Source organism: Ralstonia sp. 22086 (genome assembly GCF_052045975.1).
GTDB lineage: Bacteria > Pseudomonadota > Gammaproteobacteria > Burkholderiales > Burkholderiaceae > Ralstonia > Ralstonia wenshanensis.
Map to the genome: position 1 here is coordinate 894,015 of NZ_JBQEPZ010000001.1, position 18,332 is coordinate 912,346.

Consider the following 18,332-nt stretch of genomic DNA (forward strand, 5'->3'; position numbering starts at 1 on the left):
TACCTGATTATTCCTTCAACCTGAGAGACAACTGCGGATCGGGCGGCGTAGCCTGCTTGCGCGTCTTGCCGGTGCGCTCGGCGCGACTGCGCTTGACGAGCTGCGGCACCAGGCGATGCGCTTCATCCAGGGCCAGCTTGGCCGCCGATTGTTCGGCCGCGCGCCGCGATGCCCCGCTGCCGGAGACGCGAATCTCCAGCTTCGGGATCGAGCACTCGACCTCGAATTGCTGATTATGCGCCGCGCCGTGGGTGGCAACCACCGTGTACAAGGGCAACGCAATCTTGTGACCTTGGAGGTACTCCTGCAACAGCGTCTTGGCATCCTTGCCCAGCGTGCGCGGGTCAACTTGTTCAAGGATCGGGATGTAGAGCTTGCGGATCAGCGTGCGGGCAGCATCGAAGCCGCCGTCAAGGAAGACCGCCCCGAAAATCGCTTCGAGCGCATCAGCCAGGATGGAAGGCCGGCGGAAACCACCGCTTTTCAATTCACCTTCGCCCAAACGCAGGGCATCGGGCAACTGCAACATCTGTGCAATCTCATACAGCGCCTGTTGCTTGACCAGATTGGCCCGCACGCGCGAGAGATCGCCCTCGTCCAGCTTGCCGAACATGCCGTAGAGCATGTCGGCGACGGCGCAATTCAGGATTGAATCGCCAAGAAATTCCAGGCGCTCGTTATGCATCGCACTGTGGCTGCGATGGGTGAGCGCCTGCTGCAGCAACTCTGGTTTGCTGAAGCGGTAGCCAAGACGTTGCTGTAGTGCATCCAGACTCATGTCAACGCTGGGTCCCCGAATAGGTGATCACCAGACCGATGGGGCCATATAACGGGATCTCGCGCTTGTACGAGAAACGCACCGCCTGGATGGAGCCGCCCCCGTCCAGCACTTCCAGATCTTCACCCTTGATCGACGTGATGTCGTCAATCGCGGCTTGCTTGTCAAAGGCATTGGCCACTTCCTCGCGCGTGCTTGCACGCTCACGCGCCTGCTTCACAGCGCGCGTGATGGCCTGGTATTCCATCAGGCTTGGGACGGATCGAATGGCCGGCAACACAAACGTGATCAGCACAATGATGCCGATCAGGATGCCGAACATCGTAATCCCGCGCGACGGGCGTTTCAGACCTGCCTGACGAATTCGCATTGCATTTCCCCCGTTTTGCAATCGCCGAGTTTTCATAAGAGCTTTTTGCATCACTTATGGGATCAATGAAAAGCACCGATCCGCTTCAGGTCACCCAGGTTCATCCAGATGAAGAACGCTTTCCCGACGATGTTCTTGTCCGGCACGAAACCCCAATAGCGGGAGTCCGCGCTGTTGTCGCGATTATCGCCCATCATGAAATAGTGACCTTCAGGTACCTTGCAGGTGAAACCGGTCTGATTGTAAGTGCAGTTTTCGCGGAAGGGAAAATCGTCCGGCCCGGAGACATAAGCTGGGCGGTCGGCGTCATTCAGGATGTTGTGGGTCACGTTGCCCAGCGTCTCCTGATACTGCTTCGAGTACGTCAAGCGCTCGCCATCGAGGTAATCGGATTGCGGTGCGTAGGTGGCCGGCTGGCCGTTCACGGTCAGGCGCTTGTTGTCGTACTTGACCACGTCGCCGGGCACGCCGATCACGCGCTTGATGTAGTCCATCGACTCGTCTTTCGGATAACGAAAGACCATCACGTCGCCGCGTTGCGGTTGATTCAACTCGACGATCTTCTTGTTCACGATGGGCAAACGAATGCCATACGTGTACTTGTTGACGAGGATGAAATCGCCAATCTGCAGCGTGGGAATCATCGAACCCGACGGAATCTTGAATGGCTCGATCACGAACGAGCGCAGCAGGAACACTGCGGCAATCACCGGGAAGAAACTGGCGGTGTACTCCAGCCACCAGGGCTGGCGCAACTTGTCTTCAGCCAGTTGCAAACGCGCGGCACCGATGTCGCCACCGCCGCCGTACTGCGCTTGCACCTGCGCACGCGCATCAAATTCAGCCAGTGCCGCGGCCGCAGCCGCCTGACGCTGGCGCTGAAACACAAGCTTGTCAGCCACCCACGCAATACCGGTGAGGACGACGAGAACAAACAGAATCAGGGCGAAGTTCATGGATGAGAGATCGTCCGAGCGATGTCTGGATTATTTTTCTTCGACGCGCAGGATGGCCAGGAAGGCCTCTTGCGGAATTTCAACGGTACCAACCTGCTTCATGCGCTTCTTGCCCTCTTTCTGCTTTTCGAGGAGCTTCTTCTTGCGCGAGATATCACCGCCGTAGCACTTGGCCAGCACATTCTTGCGCAGTGCCTTGACGTTTTCGCGGGCGATCACGTTGGCGCCAATGGCTGCCTGGATGGCCACGTCGTACATCTGGCGCGGAATGATCTCGCGCATCTTGGCGGCCACTTCACGGCCACGATATGTGGCGTTCGAACGGTGGACGATGATGGACAGCGCATCGACCTTGTCGCCGTTGATCAGGATGTCGACCTTGACCACGTCCGACACGCGGTATTCCTTGAACTCGTAATCCATCGACGCATAACCGCGCGAAACGGATTTCAGCCGATCGAAGAAGTCCAGCACGATCTCGCCCATCGGGATCTCATACGTGAGCTGGACTTGGCGACCGTGGTAGCTCATGTTGATCTGCGAGCCGCGCTTCTGCTCGCACAGCGTAATCACGGCACCCACGTAATCCTGCGGCATGTACAGATTGACCGTGACGATCGGCTCGAGAATCGCCTCGATCTTGCTCGGGTCCGCGGGCATCTTGGCGGGGTTTTCCACCTGCACCATCGTGCCGTCGCGCAGTTGCACCTGATAGACCACCGTGGGCGCGGTGGTTATCAGATCCATGTCGAACTCGCGCTCCAGACGCTCCTGCACGATCTCCATGTGCAACAGGCCAAGGAAGCCGCAGCGGAAGCCGAAACCCAGTGCCTGCGACACTTCCGGCTCGTACTGCAGCGACGCGTCGTTGAGCTTGAGCTTTTCCAGCGATTCGCGCAGCGCTTCGTACTGATTGGCTTCCACTGGATACAGGCCGGCAAACACCTGCGGCTTGACTTCCTTGAAGCCCGGCAGCGGCGCCTCGGCCTTGCGCGGTGCAACGTGGGTAATGGTGTCACCCACCTTGGCAGCCTTCAGTTCCTTGATGCCCGCGATGACAAAGCCTACCTGCCCGGCAGACAAGGAATCGCGCGGCACCGACTTCGGCGAGAACACGCCCACCTGCTCCACCAAGTGCTGCGCACCGGTTGCCATCAGCAGGACTTTGTCTTTGGCGCGCAGCGTGCCGTTCACCACGCGCACCAGCATCACCACGCCGACATAGTTGTCGAACCACGAGTCGATGATCAGCGCTTGCAGCGGCGCGGCCGGGTCACCCTTGGGCGCCGGCACCTTGGCGATCAGCGCTTCCAGCACGTCGGCCACGCCTACGCCGGTCTTGGCGGAGCAGCGCGTAGCGTCGGTCGCGTCGATGCCGATGACGTCTTCAATTTCCTGGATCGCGTTGTCCGGATCGGCCGCAGGCAGGTCGATTTTGTTGAGCACTGGCACAACTTCCACGCCCAGCTCGATGGCGGTGTAACAGTTGGCGACGGTTTGCGCTTCCACACCTTGGGAAGCATCGACAACCAGCAAAGCACCTTCGCATGCGGACAGCGAGCGGCTGACTTCGTAACTGAAGTCAACATGCCCCGGGGTGTCGATCAGGTTGAGGTTATAGACCTTGCCGTCGCGTGCCTTGTAGGACAGCGCTGCGGTCTGGGCCTTGATGGTGATGCCGCGCTCCTTCTCGATGTCCATCGAGTCCAGCACCTGGGCTTCCATCTCGCGGTCGGAGAGCCCGCCACACAACTGGATGATGCGATCGGCCAGCGTCGATTTGCCGTGGTCGATGTGGGCGATGATCGAGAAATTGCGGATATTGTCCATCGAATGCGTCGAAAAGCGCCCGTCCCGGGCGCGTCTGCCGGGAGCGCGAGCGGTTCCGGCATGGCCGACGCGCGTTGGCTGCGCCGGCGGGAGGTATTGGGTTCCAAGCCGAGGCTGCGGCACAAAAATCGTGCAATGCAAAAATCGGCGCTAACAGGCGATTTTACCGGATTTCAGAGGGCTTCCCGCGCCTCTTTTTGCGGCAGCGGCGTTGCGTCAGTTCGGCGCCGTCTGTGCTGCAAGCCACGCCTGCACGGCAGGCACATCGAGAAAGTAGTGACACAGCTCACGCGCGTCTTCGGGCGGTGTCTCTGGGGCACCCGTCATCAGCACGGGGACCAGCTCGTCAAACCGCGCTTCCAGCACTGGATCGCTGTCGACGTCCACCTCGTGCAGCACAAAAGAAAAACCGCGCCGGAGCAGTTCCAGCGCGTTCTTCATGTCGTCGCACAAATGGCAATACGTGCGCCCGTAGAGCGTCAACTCAATCACTGGCCGGTGCCTGAACGGGCCGCACTCGGGCGCAGCGTCACCACCTGGGTCGCATCGCCACGGCGTACAAACACCGCAATCATGCGGTTTTTGTCGAGCTTGGCGACCACCTCGTTGAACTGCTTGGCGCTAGACACATCGGTATCACCGACGCGCAGAATCAGGTCACCCGGTCGAATGCCGACACGCGCCGCCGGCCCTTCAGAGACCTGCACTTCAACGCCGCTCTTCGTCTTGAACTCGCGACGCGCGCCGTCAGACAAGTCGGCCACCACCAGTCCCAGCGCATTCGGCTTCCCCGGGCCCTGCTGGCTGTTATCAGGCTGCGCGCCCTTGGTGCGCTGCGCCACCTTGGTATCGGCCTGCAACTCGGCGACCGTCACAGTCAGATCACGCGTCGCGCCCTTGCGCCAGACCTGCACCGTAGCGCGCGTGCCCGGCTTGGTCTCGCCGACTTGGCGCTGCAAGTCTCCGGCCTTCTCGACATCGCGGCCGTTGTACTTCAAGACGATGTCACCGGCCTCGATACCGGCCTTGTCCGCCGGACCGCCCGATTCGACATTGCCGACATAGGCGCCGCGCGCACGGCCCAGACCCAGCGACTCCGCTGCATCCTTCGGCACGTTGTCGATTGCCACACCGATGCGGCCACGTGTCACGCGCCCTGTCGCCTTCAACTGCTCAGCCACACGCATCGCCTCGTCGATCGGAATCGAGAACGAGATGCCCATGTAGCCGCCGCTTTGGCTATAAATCTGGTTGTTGATGCCGATCACCTCGCCTCGCAGGTTGATCAGCGGGCCGCCCGAATTACCTGGGTTGACGGCTACGTCAGATTGGATGAACGGCAGGTAATCGCCCGTATCGCGCCCCTTGGCGGACACAATGCCAGCTGTCACCGTATTGTCCAGACCGAACGGCGAACCGATCGCGAGCACCCACTCGCCCACGCGAACCTTGTCGGAATCACCGAGCTTCAGGCTCGGCAGACCGCCCGCTTCAACCTTGACGAGGGCCACGTCGGTACGCTTGTCCAGGCCGATCAGCCTGGCCTTGTACTCGCGCTTGTCGATCAGCGTGACATAGATGGTTTCCGCACCTTCCACTACATGCGCGTTGGTCAGGATGTAGCCATCGCCCGAGATGATGAAGCCAGACCCAACACCGCGGCTTTGCTCTTCTTCCTGTTGCGGCGGCGCGTTGCGGCGCTTCTGGCCCTGCCCAGGCATGCCCGGCATCGGTACCCCGAAGAAGCGGCGGAAAAATTCGGCCATGTCGTCATCGTTCGGACCACCCTGCTGCATACGGACCTTCTCGGTTGTCCGAATGTTGACGACAGCGGGGCTCACCTTCTCGACCAGATCGGCAAAATCGGGTAGGCCATACGTGCCCGTAGCCACGCTACCCGTGGCGTTCTGTGCGTGGGCCGGCGCCAGTGCGCTCCCAACCGCCACAGCAGCGGCAACGCACAAAAGACGCAAGGCGTGAACGGATCGAGCGGTACGCATGAAAGCTCCCCGGAACAAGAACAGATAGAGAAATGGCATTGCGCGATCACGTCGCGCATCCAAGACAGACGCCGGCTCTGTGGCTACTGCGGCGAGCTTGCCGGCTTGTTGGTCGCGTTGGCAGACACCGGCTTGTAGTCGACTGCTGCGCCAAACTGCTTGATGGTAGCAAATGGGACTTCGCCCACGACCGTCAGCCAGAAATCAGCAACACGTCGCACCATCACATGGGTAGCGCCCTGCGAGATAAAGCCTTCGCGGCGCGCACGCTTTTCAGAGACCGGCTCGATAAAGAGCGACAGGCCTGCCAACCCGTCACTAAACACGACCTGCTGGACTTCGAAACCGGAGCCGTGCTTGCCAGCCGGCGCAATATCGCCCAGCGGACGACGCACCTCACGGATCTTCTGAAAACCCTTGACGGGGTTGCCGATCGTCCAACCTTGCTCGGCCAGGTTAGTCGGCTGGGTCACGATCTCATATTGATTCCAGCCGCTCAGATTCTTGAGCGCATTGACGATCTTCTGCTTTTCCGACGGCACACCCAACTCAACTTGCGAGAAGGCAACCTGTTCAAGCACCTTGCCGTCTTCACCAATGGTCTGAGCGCGCATCAATAAACCACTGTTGCGCTCCGCCCAGATTCGGTAGGCATAACGGTAGCCGTCCTTCGGATCGAGCTGGAAGACTTCGCAATCCATGCCTGCGACACGCTCTGCCGGCAGGTGGCGCATGTCGTATTGATCAAGCACATCGCCATTGGTGGTGGCGAGCAACGCGGGAAAGCTGTCCTTGTGTTCCTGCTTCTCGGTCACAACGAGTTTGACGTCGTAAATCAGATTCCGGACGACGTCATTGTGGCGCAGCATTTCTCGCTGCTTGCCGTCCAGCGCTTCGACGCGCTCGTACTCGTTGTTGAAAAGATCAGCGTAATGCTGGATGCGGGTGGAATGCATGCCGTTGCCGCGCTGATACGTCAGCGTGCCGACATAGTTCTGCTTGAGCGCTGCGCGATGGATTTTTGCTAGCCAGGAGGCGGCCTCCTTGCGCGGCATGGGATCGGGCTGCGGCTGCGCAGCTGTCGCCAGCGCCGAAACACACAGTAGAAGAAAAATCGACCGACGAACGGCCTGAAGCTTGCGGGCGCCTGCCCCGGCAACGGGGTGCCACACCTTCGACATGGATGCCCGCATTATTCCTGATTGGAGTCCTGGGTGTTCGCCACCCCATTGGCCACTGCACGCAGATACGGAACCACCATACCGTTGGTCGCTGATTGCCGGTGGGCGCTCAGGTACTCATCCAGACGGGCGTCGCGAATCATCGGCGTATTGTCAGTTGCCGCAACGGTCAGTGCCTGTGCACCAGCAGCTTGCGTCGCTTTGGCGACCAAAGCGGGAGAGCCGTCTGCGCCATCAGCAGGACCGCGCAATTGCGGCACGACGACCCAGCTAACGGCCGCCACCGCCGCTGCCACGGCGGTCGTAGGCATGATCCGGCGGACCCAAGCAGGGCTGACCAGGAAGCGGTGCCTCTCTTGAGTTTTGGCGCGCTGCGCCACTGCCGGCACCAGCAGATGCGGTTCGGCGTCGAGCTTGGCCGAGAACCGGCTGAGAAAATCTTCAGAGGAACGCGTGTTCAGCAGATCTTCCGACCGGAGCACATCGCCGATCAGTTGATATTCGCGCCAATGCCCCGCGCCCTCGCCATCCTTGGCAAGTTCCACGGCAGCCGACACCTCGTGCGCTGCGACTTCACCGTCCATCAAGGCAGAGATGCGTTGTGCGAACTCCGCTTCTGCCGTTTGCAATTGAGCCTGACCCATTTCCCGACCCCAAAAACTCCAACGTCCAATCAACGATCCGAGAGAAGACTTCCCGAGGTTTCACCGTTCGCAGCCGCATGCGGCCGCCGGCTTGTCATATCGGCTGGCTACCACCGTTTGCCCTCCACTGTTCCCAGCAGGGGGCGCAATTTCTCGGCAATCGCCTCGCGCGCCCGGAAGATGCGGGACCGGACCGTGCCGATCGGGCACTCCATCGCTTCAGCGATTTCCTCATAGCTCAGACCCTCGATCTCCCGGAGTGTTATTGCGGTCCGCAATTCCTCGGGCAGCGCTTCCATTGCACGGTTGACCGTTTCGGCCACCTGCTTGGTGTGCAGCATGGAGTCCGGCGTATTGATATCCCTTAGTAGCTCACCGTCGGCAAAAGTTTCAGCCTCTTCGGTGTCGATGTCGCTGGACGATTCCGGGCGCCGTCCCTGAGTCGCCAGGTAGTTCTTGGCCGTATTGACGGCGATGCGATACAGCCACGTATAGAACGCGGATTCCCCCCGAAATTGGGGCAACGCACGGTATGCCTTGATAAAGGCATCCTGTGCCACATCCTCGACTTCGGCCGGGTCACGGATCAGGCGAGAGACGAGCCGAATGATCTTCCGGTGGTACTTGACCACCAGCAGCTCAAACGCTCGCTTGTCGCCTTGCTGGACGCGCTCGACGAGGATCTGGTCGGCTTCGCGTTCGCTCACGGATTCTTCACCTGCAGTGTATCGCCTTGAGTTTTTGTGACTTGGAAACGTTGTATTTTACCTACGACACACCGGACACCTGGGAGGCCACCCGCGGAGGCCCCAGGCGCAACAGACTTCGCATACGACGTAGCGTCCTGGCGGAAAACCACGGCGGCATCAGCACAAAAATCTGCGGACACCACCCCCGACGCGCGACACCAAGGACCAAGATGCGCTCTCCGAGCGGCCACGACCATAACAGAGGCGCATTTTGGATCGCTTCTGCCGCTTTCAATCGGACTTGCCATACAGCTTGGCCGGGCTCTCCGTCTTGTTTGAGACGAGCGCGCCACATCAGTTCCATCGCAAGCGGCGAACGGTTCACCATCAAAGGAAGGCAAGCTGCCATCGCCAACCCGCTGATGACGCCCCATGTAATCCAAGGCAATGCCGCGCCCCACGTTTTGATCGCCCAGCAAACAACCGAGCAGACAACGGCTGCCATGCCAAATCGAGTGATCGCGCACAATCGCCGATACGACGCTGGAAAGACAATGTGCTGGACAACCAAGGCAAAAACGAAGCGGCACGCGCCGTAAGGCTACGTGCCGCTCTGCCTTATGGGCGCTTGAACACCAGCGTACCGTTCGTCCCGCCGAAGCCGAAGTTGTTCTTCACGGCCACGTCGATCTTCATGTCACGCGCGGTGTTGGCGCAGTAATCGAGATCGCACTCGGGATCCTGGTTGAAGATGTTGATGGTCGGCGGCGACACCTGATTGTGCAGCGCCAGAACCGTGAACACCGACTCCAGACCACCCGCCCCACCCAGCAAGTGGCCGGTCATGGATTTGGTGGAATTCACGACAACCTTGCTTGCATGATCACCGAATGCCGCCTTGATTGCTTCGGACTCGTTCTTATCGCCCAGTGGCGTGGACGTGCCGTGCGCATTCAGATAATGGACCTGATCCGCATTCATGCCTGCATCGCGCAGTGCATTAAGCATGCAACGACGTGGGCCGTCCATGTTCGGCGCCGTCATGTGGAACGCGTCCCCGCTCATGCCGAAGCCTGCGACTTCCGCGTAGATCGTGGCGCCACGTGCCTTGGCCGATTCGTACTCTTCCAGCACCATCACACCCGCACCCTCGCCCAGGACGAAGCCATCACGGTCCTTGTCCCAGGGGCGCGACGCAGTAGCCGGATCCTCATTGCGCGTGGACAGCGCACGGGCTGCGGCAAAGCCGCCGATGCCGAGCGGCGACACGGTCGATTCGGCACCGCCGGCGACCATCGCGTCAGCATCGCCGGCCTGGATCAGGCGCGCGGCCAGGCCAATGCTGTGCAGACCCGTCGTGCAAGCGGTGACGGCTGCCAGGTTCGGGCCCTTCAAGCCGAACATGATGCTCAGATGGCCAGAGATCATGTTGATGATCGAACCGGGCACAAAGAACGGCGAAATCCGGCGCGGGCCACGATCAACGTAGGTCTGGTGCGTTTCTTCGATCATCGGCAGACCGCCGATACCCGAACCCACCAGCACACCGATGCGCTCCGCATTGGCTTCAGTCACTTCCAGCCCGCTGTCCTTCAGCGCTTGCACGCCGGCAGCGATGCCGTAATGGATGAAGGTATCCATGTTGCGGGCTTCCTTGGCCGGGATGTAATCCTCAGCGTTGAAGCCCTTCACCTCACCCGCGAAATGCACGGCCAGGTTCGACGGATCGAATTTGGTGACGGTGGCGATCCCGGACTTGCCGGCGACCAGATTGGCCCACCCCTCGGCGACCGAGTTCCCTACCGGAGAGACCAGCCCCAGGCCGGTTACCACTACGCGACGACGGCTCACTATGCTTTCCTGCAACTCTGTATCAGCGACAAAGGCCACAGAAAACGCGCCACCCGGTCAAACCGGACAACCGCCCTTTCTGTGGCCCGCGATGTCAAGAGATCGATTGACGCTTACGCCTTGACGTGGGCGGTCGCGTAATCGATGGCTTGCTGCACCGTGGTGATCTTCTCGGCTTCTTCGTCCGGGATTTCCATACCGAACTCGTCTTCCAGAGCCATCACCAGCTCAACCGTATCGAGCGAATCCGCGCCCAGATCGTTCACGAAGGACGATTCGTTCTTGATGTCTGCTTCGGCCACGCCGAGTTGCTCTGCAACGATCTTCTTAACGCGTGCGTCGATGTTGTCCATTTAACCCTCCAGGGAAGTATTCGACAAAAAGTGCGCGCATTCTAGCAGGTTTGCGCGGCGAAAAACCGCGCCGGAATCCATGCAAAAAATGCGCCCAACATGATGCTAAAAGCCAGTTAAATCGGCGATCGCGCGGGATTTTGTACATACGCAAAGCCCGCACACCCGCCGCCGGGACGGCTTCCTTATCCCATGTACATGCCGCCATTGACGTGCAGCGTCGAGCCCGTAATGTAGCCCGCCGCCGGTGACGCCAGGAAGGCAACCGCGCTGGCGATGTCCTCGGGCGCGCCGAGGCGGCCCAGCGGAATCTGCGCCTTCAGCGCGGTATGTTGCTCTTCCGACAGGACCTTCGTCATGTCGGTATCGATAAAGCCCGGAGCGATGCAGTTGACCGTGATGTTCCGGCTACCGATCTCGCGGGCCAGCGCTCGAGCCATACCTTCCACGCCAGCCTTGGCCGCTGCGTAGTTCGCCTGCCCCGGGTTGCCGGCGGAGCCGACGACCGAAGTGATGTTGATGATGCGGCCACCGCGCGCCTTCATCATCGGGCGCAACACGGCGCGCGACAGTCGGAACACAGCCGAGAGGTTCGTGTCGATGACCGACACCCACTCTTCGTCCTTCATACGCATCGCAAGGTTGTCCTGCGTGATGCCGGCATTGTTGACGAGGATGTTCAGGCCACCATGCGTTTTGATGGTTTCGTCGATGACCGCCTCGCAGCGCGCCGCATCATTCACGTTGAGCACCACACCCGAACCCTTCACTCCAGCTTCGGCAAAGTACGCGGTGATGGCTTGCGCGCCGGCTTCCGACGTGGCCGTACCGACCACCGTCGCACCTTGGCGCGCCAGTTCCAGCGCAATGGCGCGGCCGATGCCGCGCGAAGCACCGGTGACGAGAGCAACCTGATTGTTCAATGCTTGGGTCATACGAATCCCGTTGATTATTTGAGTTGGCCCAGCACGGCTTCCAGCGACGCCGGATCGAAGATTGCGTTGCTGACAATCTCGCCATCGATACGTTTGACCAGACCGGCCAGCACTTTGCCCGGCCCGCACTCGACCACGCGGGAAATGCCGTCGGCCTTCATCTTCTGGACCGTCTCAACCCAGCGTACCGGCGATGCTGCCTGGCGCACCAGCGCATCCTTGATGGCGGCGGGGTCGTTCAGCACAGCCACATCCACGTTATTGATGACGGGGATCACCGGGGCATTGACCGTCACGCTGGCGAGATACTCGCGCAAACGATCCGACGCCGGCTTGAGCAGCGAAGAGTGGAACGGCGCCGACACCGGTAGCGGCAGCGCCCGCTTGGCGCCCTTGGCCTTGGCGATTTCACAAGCCTTCTCGACGGCCGCCTTGGCACCGGCGATCACCACCTGGGCAGGCGCGTTGAAGTTCACGGCTTCGACCACACCCGCGACGGAAGCTTCGGCGCATGCTGCGCGCACGTCATCGTCCGACAGACCGAGAATCGCAGCCATGCCGCCCTCGCCCACCGGCACGGCTTCTTGCATCGCCTTGGCGCGGAAACGCACCAGCGGTACAGCGTCTTTGAACGCGATGGCGCCAGCGGCGACCAGCGCCGAATACTCGCCAAGGCTATGGCCGGCCACGACGGTCGGCGTTGGGCCGCCGGCAGCCTGCCATGCACGATAGACGGCAACCGCTGCCGTCAGCATGACGGGCTGCGTGTTGGTCGTCAGGTTCAGTTCTTCTGCCGGTCCTTCGGCGATCAGTTTGCCGATGTCCTGGCCCAGCGCGTCGGACGCCTCGGCCAGCGTGGCCGCCACGGCAGGATGATCGGCAAACGCATTGAGCATGCCGACCGATTGCGAACCCTGGCCGGGGAAGACGAAAGCGAATGTCATGGCTCGTATTGTTCGTTCTGGAAATTCGTCGATCAGAAGCGCAGCAGCGCGGCGCCCCAGGTAAAGCCGCCGCCCACGCCTTCGAGCATCACGTGCTGACCGCGCTGGATACGGCCGTCGCGCACAGCAACGTCGAGCGCCAGGGGAATCGAGGCAGCCGATGTGTTGCCGTGCTCGTCGACGGTCACGATCAGGCGCTCGTTCGAGAGGCCCAGCTTCTTGGTCGTGCCCTGCATGATGCGGATGTTCGCCTGGTGCGGGATCAACCAATCGACTTGCGAGGCATCGAGCTCCGCTGCCGCCAGTGCTTCACGGGCAACCTTGTCGAGCACCGTGACGGCCAGCTTGAAGACAGCTTGACCATCCATGTACAGGAAGGCGCTGCCTTGAATTGCACCTGCCGCAACGTTGCCCGGCACGCACAGGATGTTGGCGTGGCTACCGTCAGCATGCAGCGCTGTCGACAGGATGCCCGGCTCCTCAGAAGCCTGCAGCACCACGGCGCCAGCGCCATCGCCAAATAGCACGCAAGTGGTGCGGTCGCTGAAGTCGATGATGCGCGAGAAGACTTCCGAGCCAATCACGAGGACGTTGCGGTACGCACCCGAGCGGATAAATTTGTCGGCGATCGCCAGCGCGTAAACGAAGCCGGAACACACGGCCTGCACGTCGAACGCAGGGCAGCCGTTGGTGATGCCGAGCTTTTGCTGCACCAGGCAAGCTGTGCTCGGGAACACGAAATCCGGTGTGGATGTCGCCACCAGGATCAAGTCGAGCTCGGAACGATCGATACCGGCGGCTTCGATCGCACGCTCAGCAGCCTTTACTGCGAGATCACTGCACGTAACATCAGGTTCGGCGAAATGACGCGCCCTGATGCCGCTGCGCGAGACGATCCATTCGTCGCTCGTCTCAATACCCTTCTCGGCCAATTGGGCAGCCAGTTCGTCATTGGTGACCCGCTTGGGCGGCAGGTAGCTGCCCGTACCGATGATCCTTGCGAAACGTGTCATGTGCGGTGGGGTAAATCTCTCTCGGGAGCGACGCGTTCAAGCAGCGTCAGCAGCCGGAGTGGAAGTGGAGACCGGCGCAGCGCCCGCTGCGTCATGGTGCGATTCGAACGCCTGCGCAATGCGGGCGATCACGCCGTTAGCCGCAGCGTCGTAGGCACGCTTGATGGCCCACTCGAACGCGTAGGCATCGGCCGAGCCGTGGCTCTTGATGACCAGACCACGCAGACCGAGCAGCGCGGCGCCATTGTAGCGCCGATGGTCCACGCGTCGTTTGAAACGCGTCAATACCGGCAGCGCCACGACGGCGAGCAGCTTCGTGAACCACGAGCGGCTGAACTCCTGGCGCAGCATCTCACCGATCATTTTGGCCAGGCCTTCGGTGCTCTTGAGCGCCACGTTTCCGACAAAGCCATCGCACACGACAATGTCGGTCGTGCCCTTGAAGATGTCGTTGCCTTCAACGTTGCCGAAGAAGTTCAGGTCGGAAGCACGCAGTAGCTCGCCTGCCTGCTTCACGACCTCGTTGCCCTTGATGACTTCTTCGCCGATGTTCAACAGCCCAACCGTCGGGCGAGGCTTCTGCTCAACCACCGACACCATCGCCGAGGCCATCTGCGCGAACTGCAGCAGGTGCTCGGGCTCGCAGTCGGCGTTGGCGCCAAGGTCCAGCACGGTGGTGCCGGCACCTTTCTCGTTCGGGATGGCGGTAGCGATGGCTGGGCGGTCAATGCCGTCCAGCGTCTTGAGAACGTAACGCGACACCGCCATCAATGCGCCGGTATTGCCCGCGGAAACGCACGCCTGAGCTGCGCCTTCCTTGAGTTGATTGATGGCCACGCGCATTGAAGAATCTTTCTTCTTGCGCAGCGCCACCTCGACCGGATCGTCCATCGACACCACCTCGGAGGCGGGAACGATGTGAACGCGCGGGTTCGCGGTAGCGTGGAGTCGCTTGAGCTGCGCCGCGATGGCATCGGACTGCCCGACGAGCAGCATTTCGACGTCTTCGTGCGCAGCGAGAAAATGGATCGCTGCAGGGATTGTCACGCCAACGCCGTGATCACCACCCATGCAGTCGATGGCAAGCTTGATGGTCATGCGAGTCTGAGTTGCGGTTTCACGTGCGGCTCCGGCCGTTGGCGCGCGTATGGTACACAAACCCGTACACGCATTGCCGAATTTCGCTCAACAAAAAAGCGGCAAATTGGCTTGCCGCTTTTTCGCTTGCATCATGAACCTGTGCGTTCAGACCAGCCCAACACGCTTGCCAGAAAACTGGCAAATCGCATCAGTCGTTCTTGGTCTTCACAACCTTGCGGCCGCGATAGTAGCCGTTCGGGCTCACGTGGTGACGCAGGTGCACTTCGCCGGTGGTCGGCTCGACAGCGATCGGGGCCGTCGTCAGGAAATCGTGCGAACGATGCATGCCGCGCTTGGACGGCGACTTCTTGTTTTGTTGAACAGCCATGACTGACTCCTAAGCAATTTGATCAATTTTATCACATCACACGGAGCCGGAGCGTAGCCATTCCGGTAGGCGTGTGAAACGTACTGCCATCAGCGCGCGCGAATGTTCGCGCACGCCTAATGTTTGGTCTTCAGGTTGGCCAGCACCGCGAACGGCGATGGCTTCTTTTCAGCTTCAGCCTCTTCCGGCAGCACCTCATCCGGGCAGACTGTATGACGCGGCGACACCGGCAAGGTCAGCAACAACTCATCTTCGATCTGCGTGATCAGATCAAAGCTGCGCGAGCCGACGATGACATCGGCCTCATCGTCATCCAGCGGAGCAGCGTCGGCCTCGGCTTCCGAGCGCATGACCTCAAGGCGCGTGCGCACCGGCAGAGGTTGCTCGTACGCTTTGAGGCAGCGCTGGCATTGCAGCCAGACCACTCCATCCACTTCCAGATCCACGAAGAGACGCTGGCGGGGCAACTGGCCGGCGGTAGCCTCCTCGCGCACCAGACCCTGCAGGTGCCAACGGAACTGCGTGTTGGCGTCAGCCGGGGCATCGGCAGCTTGCTCGGCCAGCAGGCGGGGCATATCGGTCAGATGGACCGTGCCGCTTGCTGACTCACCCGCGCGAATGAACGCGAAAAGATCGAATGCACGAAAATCCACGAATCGAACCTGCTATACGCGTTGCTGTTGGTGCGCGAACCGGATTGACCACTCTGCAGCGCCCGACACCTTGCGCCTGGGCGCCCGGTTTGCGACACTGCGCGGCCAAACCGCGAAACGCGGGATTATAGCGGGCAGAAACCTCTGACGTCAAAAGGTTTTGCTCAAAATCCACTGCATCTTCAAGCACTTATGACTTCTGCATCGCGTCCGCCGCTGATTCTCGCCTCCAGCTCGCCATATCGGCGGGAATTGCTTGAACGCTTGCGCCTGCCGTTTGAGATTGTGGTGCCGAACATTGACGAGACCCCCGCCCCGGACGAATCGCCCGATCAGACCGCCCTGCGCCTGGCTCGGCAAAAGGCGGAGAAGGTCGCTGCAGACCATCCCGGTGCGCTGGTCATTGGCTCCGATCAGGTCGCCACGCTGGACGGCAAGCAAGTCGGCAAACCCGGTGATCACGCCCGCGCACTGGCGCAATTGCACTGGATGCGTGGACGCACCGTCACATTTCATTCAGCGTTGTGCCTGTACGACGGGCGAACCGGGCAACACCAGAGCGAGGACATCCGCACGCTGGCGACCTTCCGCGATCTTTCCGATGAGGAATTGGACGCCTACTTGCATCTGGAACACCCATACGACGTTGCGGGAAGCGCCAAATCAGAGGGCTTGGGCATCGCCCTGCTCGAACGCGTAGAGTCGTCGGACCCGACCGCGCTGGTTGGTCTGCCGCTGATCGCCCTGACCGGCATGCTGCGCAACGTTCACTACCCGCTCTTCGCCTGAACCATGGCCGGTACGCTTTACCTCATTCCAAATACGCTGGGCTCGCGCGATGCAACTGACCCGCTGCCTGACGTGATTCCGGCCGGCGTTCAGCAAATTACCGCGCGACTCGATTATTTCGTCGCCGAGCATGCCAAGACCGCACGCGCGCTGCTGAAGAAGCTGGCCGAGACCACGCCGCTGGCGCGCCCACTGCAGGAAATCACAATCCGCGAACTGAACGTCAAAACGCCCGAGTCGGAACTGGAAGCACTGCTGGCGCCGGTGGTTGCCGGCCAGGACGCGGGGCTGATGTCGGAGGCCGGTGTGCCGGCGGTGGCCGATCCCGGCGCGAATCTTGTGCGACTTGCGCACCGACGCGGCGTGCGCGTAAAGCCGCTGGTGGGGCCGAGTTCGATTCTGCTGGCGGTGATGGCGTCCGGCTTGAACGGCCAGAGCTTTGCGTTCAACGGCTATTTGCCCGTCGATGCCGCGGAGCGAAAGACCAGGCTGCGCGCGCTGGAGCAGCTTTCACGCTCCGCAGGCCAAACACAGGTGTTTATCGAAACGCCTTACCGGAATGGCGCGTTGCTCGAGGCCATTCAGGCCGGCTGCGCGCCAAGCACGCTGCTCTCGATTGCGGTGGACTTGACGCTGCCCGAGGAGCAAGTCGTCACACTGCCGGTGAGCGACTGGCGCGCCGACCGCATGAACCTGCACAAGCGGCCGGCAATCTTCTCGCTGCTCGCGCGATAGCGCGCTTATTCCTTCATCAAGAGCTTGAGCTGGCCCGTAGCGGCCAGCGCCTTCACAGCGCCCGCGCCCATCGCCGTGCCAAGCTTGCGTGCCACGCGCGAGGCGAAGTTTTCCTTGACGGTGTAGTCGACCACGTCCGGCGCTTTGATGACGTTGCGAGCAACGAAATCCGAGCTGCCGATCGCATCAGCCAGGCCGAGATCCACAGCCTTGGCGCCCGTCCAGAACAGGCCAGTGAACAACGTCGGATCGTCCTTCAAACGGTTGCCGCGCCCCTGTTTCACCACATCGATGAACTGCTGGTGCACCTGGTCCAGCATCTCCTGCGCATACTGTTTCTGCTGGGGCGACACGGGCGAGAACGGATCAAGCATGCCCTTGTTCGAACCGGCCGTGAGCAAGCGGCGCTCCACGCCCACCTTGTCCATCAGACCGGTAAAGCCGAAGCCGTCCATCAGCACGCCGATCGAGCCGACAATGCTGGCCTTATCGACATAGATTCTGTCAGCAGCGGCGGCCACGTAATAACCGCCTGACGCGCACATCTCTTCGACCACGACGTATAGCGGAATCTTCTTGTACTTGGCGCGAAGACGGCGAATTTCGTCATTGATCATGCCCGCCTGTACTGGCGAGCCGCCCGGCGAATTGATCTTCAGGATCACACCGACGGTGTTGTCGTCTGCAAACGCAGCCTGCAACGATGCATTGATGTTTTCAGCGCTGGCGTTTGTGTTGGCTGCAATTTCGCCGTCGAGCGTGACAACCGCCGTGTGGCGGCCCGTGCTGACGGTTTCGCCTTCGAGACTGGCAAATGCGTAAATAAGCACCCCGATCAGACCCAGCGTCACGAAGCGGAAAAAGATGCGCCAGCGGCGGGCGGCGCGCTGCTCACGGACAGTTGCCATCAATACCTTTTCGAGCACCTCGCGCTCCCAGCCACCGGCCTGTGCAGATGCAGCTGGCCCAGATGCCGATGCGGACTTGCCTGCAGGCGAGTTGCGCAATTCGGCTTCGAGCGGATGATCAGCGTGCTGCGTGACTTCCAGCGCTTCTGGTTTGCCTGCACCCTCGTTGGGGGCGTCGTCGGGCCCTTTCGGCGGAATCGAGTCGGTCATAGACAAGGAGAAAAACGGTCGAGAA

At 61.0% G+C, this 18,332-nt stretch carries 20 protein-coding genes; 2 read left to right on the plus strand and 18 right to left on the minus strand.

Annotated features, from left to right (window positions below):
* Nucleotides 1-7: 7 nt before the first annotated feature.
* From rnc to ACTJK6_RS04255, 17 genes are all read right to left on the minus strand, one after another.
* Nucleotides 8-778: a ribonuclease III gene (gene rnc / locus ACTJK6_RS04175; RefSeq protein ID WP_004635630.1), complete on the minus strand. Its 771-nt coding sequence runs from the start codon at nucleotides 776-778 to the stop codon at nucleotides 8-10.
* Between the two features lies 1 nt (nucleotide 779).
* Complete coding sequence (locus ACTJK6_RS04180; RefSeq protein WP_092971570.1) at nucleotides 780-1,148, minus strand: DUF4845 domain-containing protein; 369 nt, start codon at nucleotides 1,146-1,148, stop codon at nucleotides 780-782.
* Between the two features lie 62 nt (nucleotides 1,149-1,210).
* The gene (gene lepB / locus ACTJK6_RS04185) at nucleotides 1,211-2,104 is read right to left on the minus strand and encodes a signal peptidase I (RefSeq protein ID WP_440838398.1); all 894 of its coding nucleotides are present in this window, start codon (nucleotides 2,102-2,104) and stop codon (nucleotides 1,211-1,213) included.
* A gap of 30 nt (nucleotides 2,105-2,134) precedes the next feature.
* Nucleotides 2,135-3,934 (minus strand): translation elongation factor 4, encoded by a 1,800-nt coding sequence (lepA, locus tag ACTJK6_RS04190; RefSeq protein ID WP_316877920.1) that lies wholly within the window; start codon nucleotides 3,932-3,934, stop codon nucleotides 2,135-2,137.
* A 216-nt stretch (nucleotides 3,935-4,150) separates the two neighbouring features.
* Nucleotides 4,151-4,426, minus strand: a complete 276-nt coding sequence (locus tag ACTJK6_RS04195) for a glutaredoxin family protein (protein ID WP_322016472.1) — start codon at nucleotides 4,424-4,426, stop codon at nucleotides 4,151-4,153.
* Entirely contained in the window at nucleotides 4,423-5,934 is a 1,512-nt protein-coding gene (locus ACTJK6_RS04200) for a DegQ family serine endoprotease (protein ID WP_322016471.1), read from the minus strand. Before ACTJK6_RS04200 ends, ACTJK6_RS04195 begins: the two co-directional genes overlap by 4 nt.
* A gap of 83 nt (nucleotides 5,935-6,017) precedes the next feature.
* A complete protein-coding gene (locus ACTJK6_RS04205) occupies nucleotides 6,018-7,115 on the minus strand; it encodes a MucB/RseB C-terminal domain-containing protein (protein ID WP_440838399.1) in 1,098 nt (365 codons plus the stop codon).
* Between the two features lie 11 nt (nucleotides 7,116-7,126).
* Nucleotides 7,127-7,759 carry a sigma-E factor negative regulatory protein gene (locus ACTJK6_RS04210; protein ID WP_316868711.1) on the minus strand — a complete coding sequence of 211 codons (633 nt, stop codon included), beginning with the start codon at nucleotides 7,757-7,759 and terminating at the stop codon, nucleotides 7,127-7,129.
* Nucleotides 7,760-7,866: 107 nt separating this feature from the next.
* Nucleotides 7,867-8,466: an RNA polymerase sigma factor RpoE gene (gene rpoE / locus ACTJK6_RS04215; RefSeq protein WP_004635646.1), complete on the minus strand. Its 600-nt coding sequence runs from the start codon at nucleotides 8,464-8,466 to the stop codon at nucleotides 7,867-7,869.
* 600 nt (nucleotides 8,467-9,066) lie between these two features.
* The gene (gene fabF / locus ACTJK6_RS04220) at nucleotides 9,067-10,299 is read right to left on the minus strand and encodes a beta-ketoacyl-ACP synthase II (protein ID WP_232042402.1); all 1,233 of its coding nucleotides are present in this window, start codon (nucleotides 10,297-10,299) and stop codon (nucleotides 9,067-9,069) included.
* Nucleotides 10,300-10,412: 113 nt separating this feature from the next.
* The gene (gene acpP, locus ACTJK6_RS04225; protein WP_004635650.1) at nucleotides 10,413-10,652 is read right to left on the minus strand and encodes an acyl carrier protein; all 240 of its coding nucleotides are present in this window, start codon (nucleotides 10,650-10,652) and stop codon (nucleotides 10,413-10,415) included.
* Between the two features lie 185 nt (nucleotides 10,653-10,837).
* Nucleotides 10,838-11,587, minus strand: a complete 750-nt coding sequence (gene fabG, locus ACTJK6_RS04230) for a 3-oxoacyl-ACP reductase FabG (RefSeq protein ID WP_045204394.1) — start codon at nucleotides 11,585-11,587, stop codon at nucleotides 10,838-10,840.
* 14 nt (nucleotides 11,588-11,601) lie between these two features.
* On the minus strand, nucleotides 11,602-12,531 hold the full coding sequence (fabD, locus tag ACTJK6_RS04235; protein WP_440838400.1) for an ACP S-malonyltransferase: 930 nt from the start codon (nucleotides 12,529-12,531) through the stop codon (nucleotides 11,602-11,604).
* A gap of 32 nt (nucleotides 12,532-12,563) precedes the next feature.
* The gene (locus tag ACTJK6_RS04240; protein WP_232042400.1) at nucleotides 12,564-13,544 is read right to left on the minus strand and encodes a beta-ketoacyl-ACP synthase III; all 981 of its coding nucleotides are present in this window, start codon (nucleotides 13,542-13,544) and stop codon (nucleotides 12,564-12,566) included.
* Between the two features lie 36 nt (nucleotides 13,545-13,580).
* Entirely contained in the window at nucleotides 13,581-14,642 is a 1,062-nt protein-coding gene (gene plsX, locus ACTJK6_RS04245; RefSeq protein ID WP_232042399.1) for a phosphate acyltransferase PlsX, read from the minus strand.
* Between the two features lie 190 nt (nucleotides 14,643-14,832).
* Nucleotides 14,833-15,012 carry a 50S ribosomal protein L32 gene (gene rpmF / locus ACTJK6_RS04250; protein WP_003268823.1) on the minus strand — a complete coding sequence of 60 codons (180 nt, stop codon included), beginning with the start codon at nucleotides 15,010-15,012 and terminating at the stop codon, nucleotides 14,833-14,835.
* A 116-nt stretch (nucleotides 15,013-15,128) separates the two neighbouring features.
* Nucleotides 15,129-15,665, minus strand: coding sequence for a YceD family protein (locus tag ACTJK6_RS04255; protein ID WP_440816735.1), 537 nt, complete (start codon nucleotides 15,663-15,665; stop codon nucleotides 15,129-15,131).
* Nucleotides 15,666-15,857: 192 nt separating this feature from the next.
* Between ACTJK6_RS04255 and ACTJK6_RS04260 the strand changes: the two genes are divergently transcribed.
* Together ACTJK6_RS04260 and ACTJK6_RS04265 are read left to right on the plus strand one after the other, a co-directional pair.
* Nucleotides 15,858-16,454 (plus strand): Maf-like protein, encoded by a 597-nt coding sequence (locus ACTJK6_RS04260; protein ID WP_260804249.1) that lies wholly within the window; start codon nucleotides 15,858-15,860, stop codon nucleotides 16,452-16,454.
* A gap of 3 nt (nucleotides 16,455-16,457) precedes the next feature.
* The gene (locus tag ACTJK6_RS04265) at nucleotides 16,458-17,189 is read left to right on the plus strand and encodes an SAM-dependent methyltransferase (RefSeq protein ID WP_232042396.1); all 732 of its coding nucleotides are present in this window, start codon (nucleotides 16,458-16,460) and stop codon (nucleotides 17,187-17,189) included.
* Nucleotides 17,190-17,194: 5 nt separating this feature from the next.
* Here the strand turns inward: ACTJK6_RS04265 and ACTJK6_RS04270 are convergent, their stop codons facing one another.
* Nucleotides 17,195-18,307, minus strand: coding sequence for a S49 family peptidase (locus ACTJK6_RS04270; RefSeq protein ID WP_232042991.1), 1,113 nt, complete (start codon nucleotides 18,305-18,307; stop codon nucleotides 17,195-17,197).
* Nucleotides 18,308-18,332 lie beyond the last annotated feature (25 nt).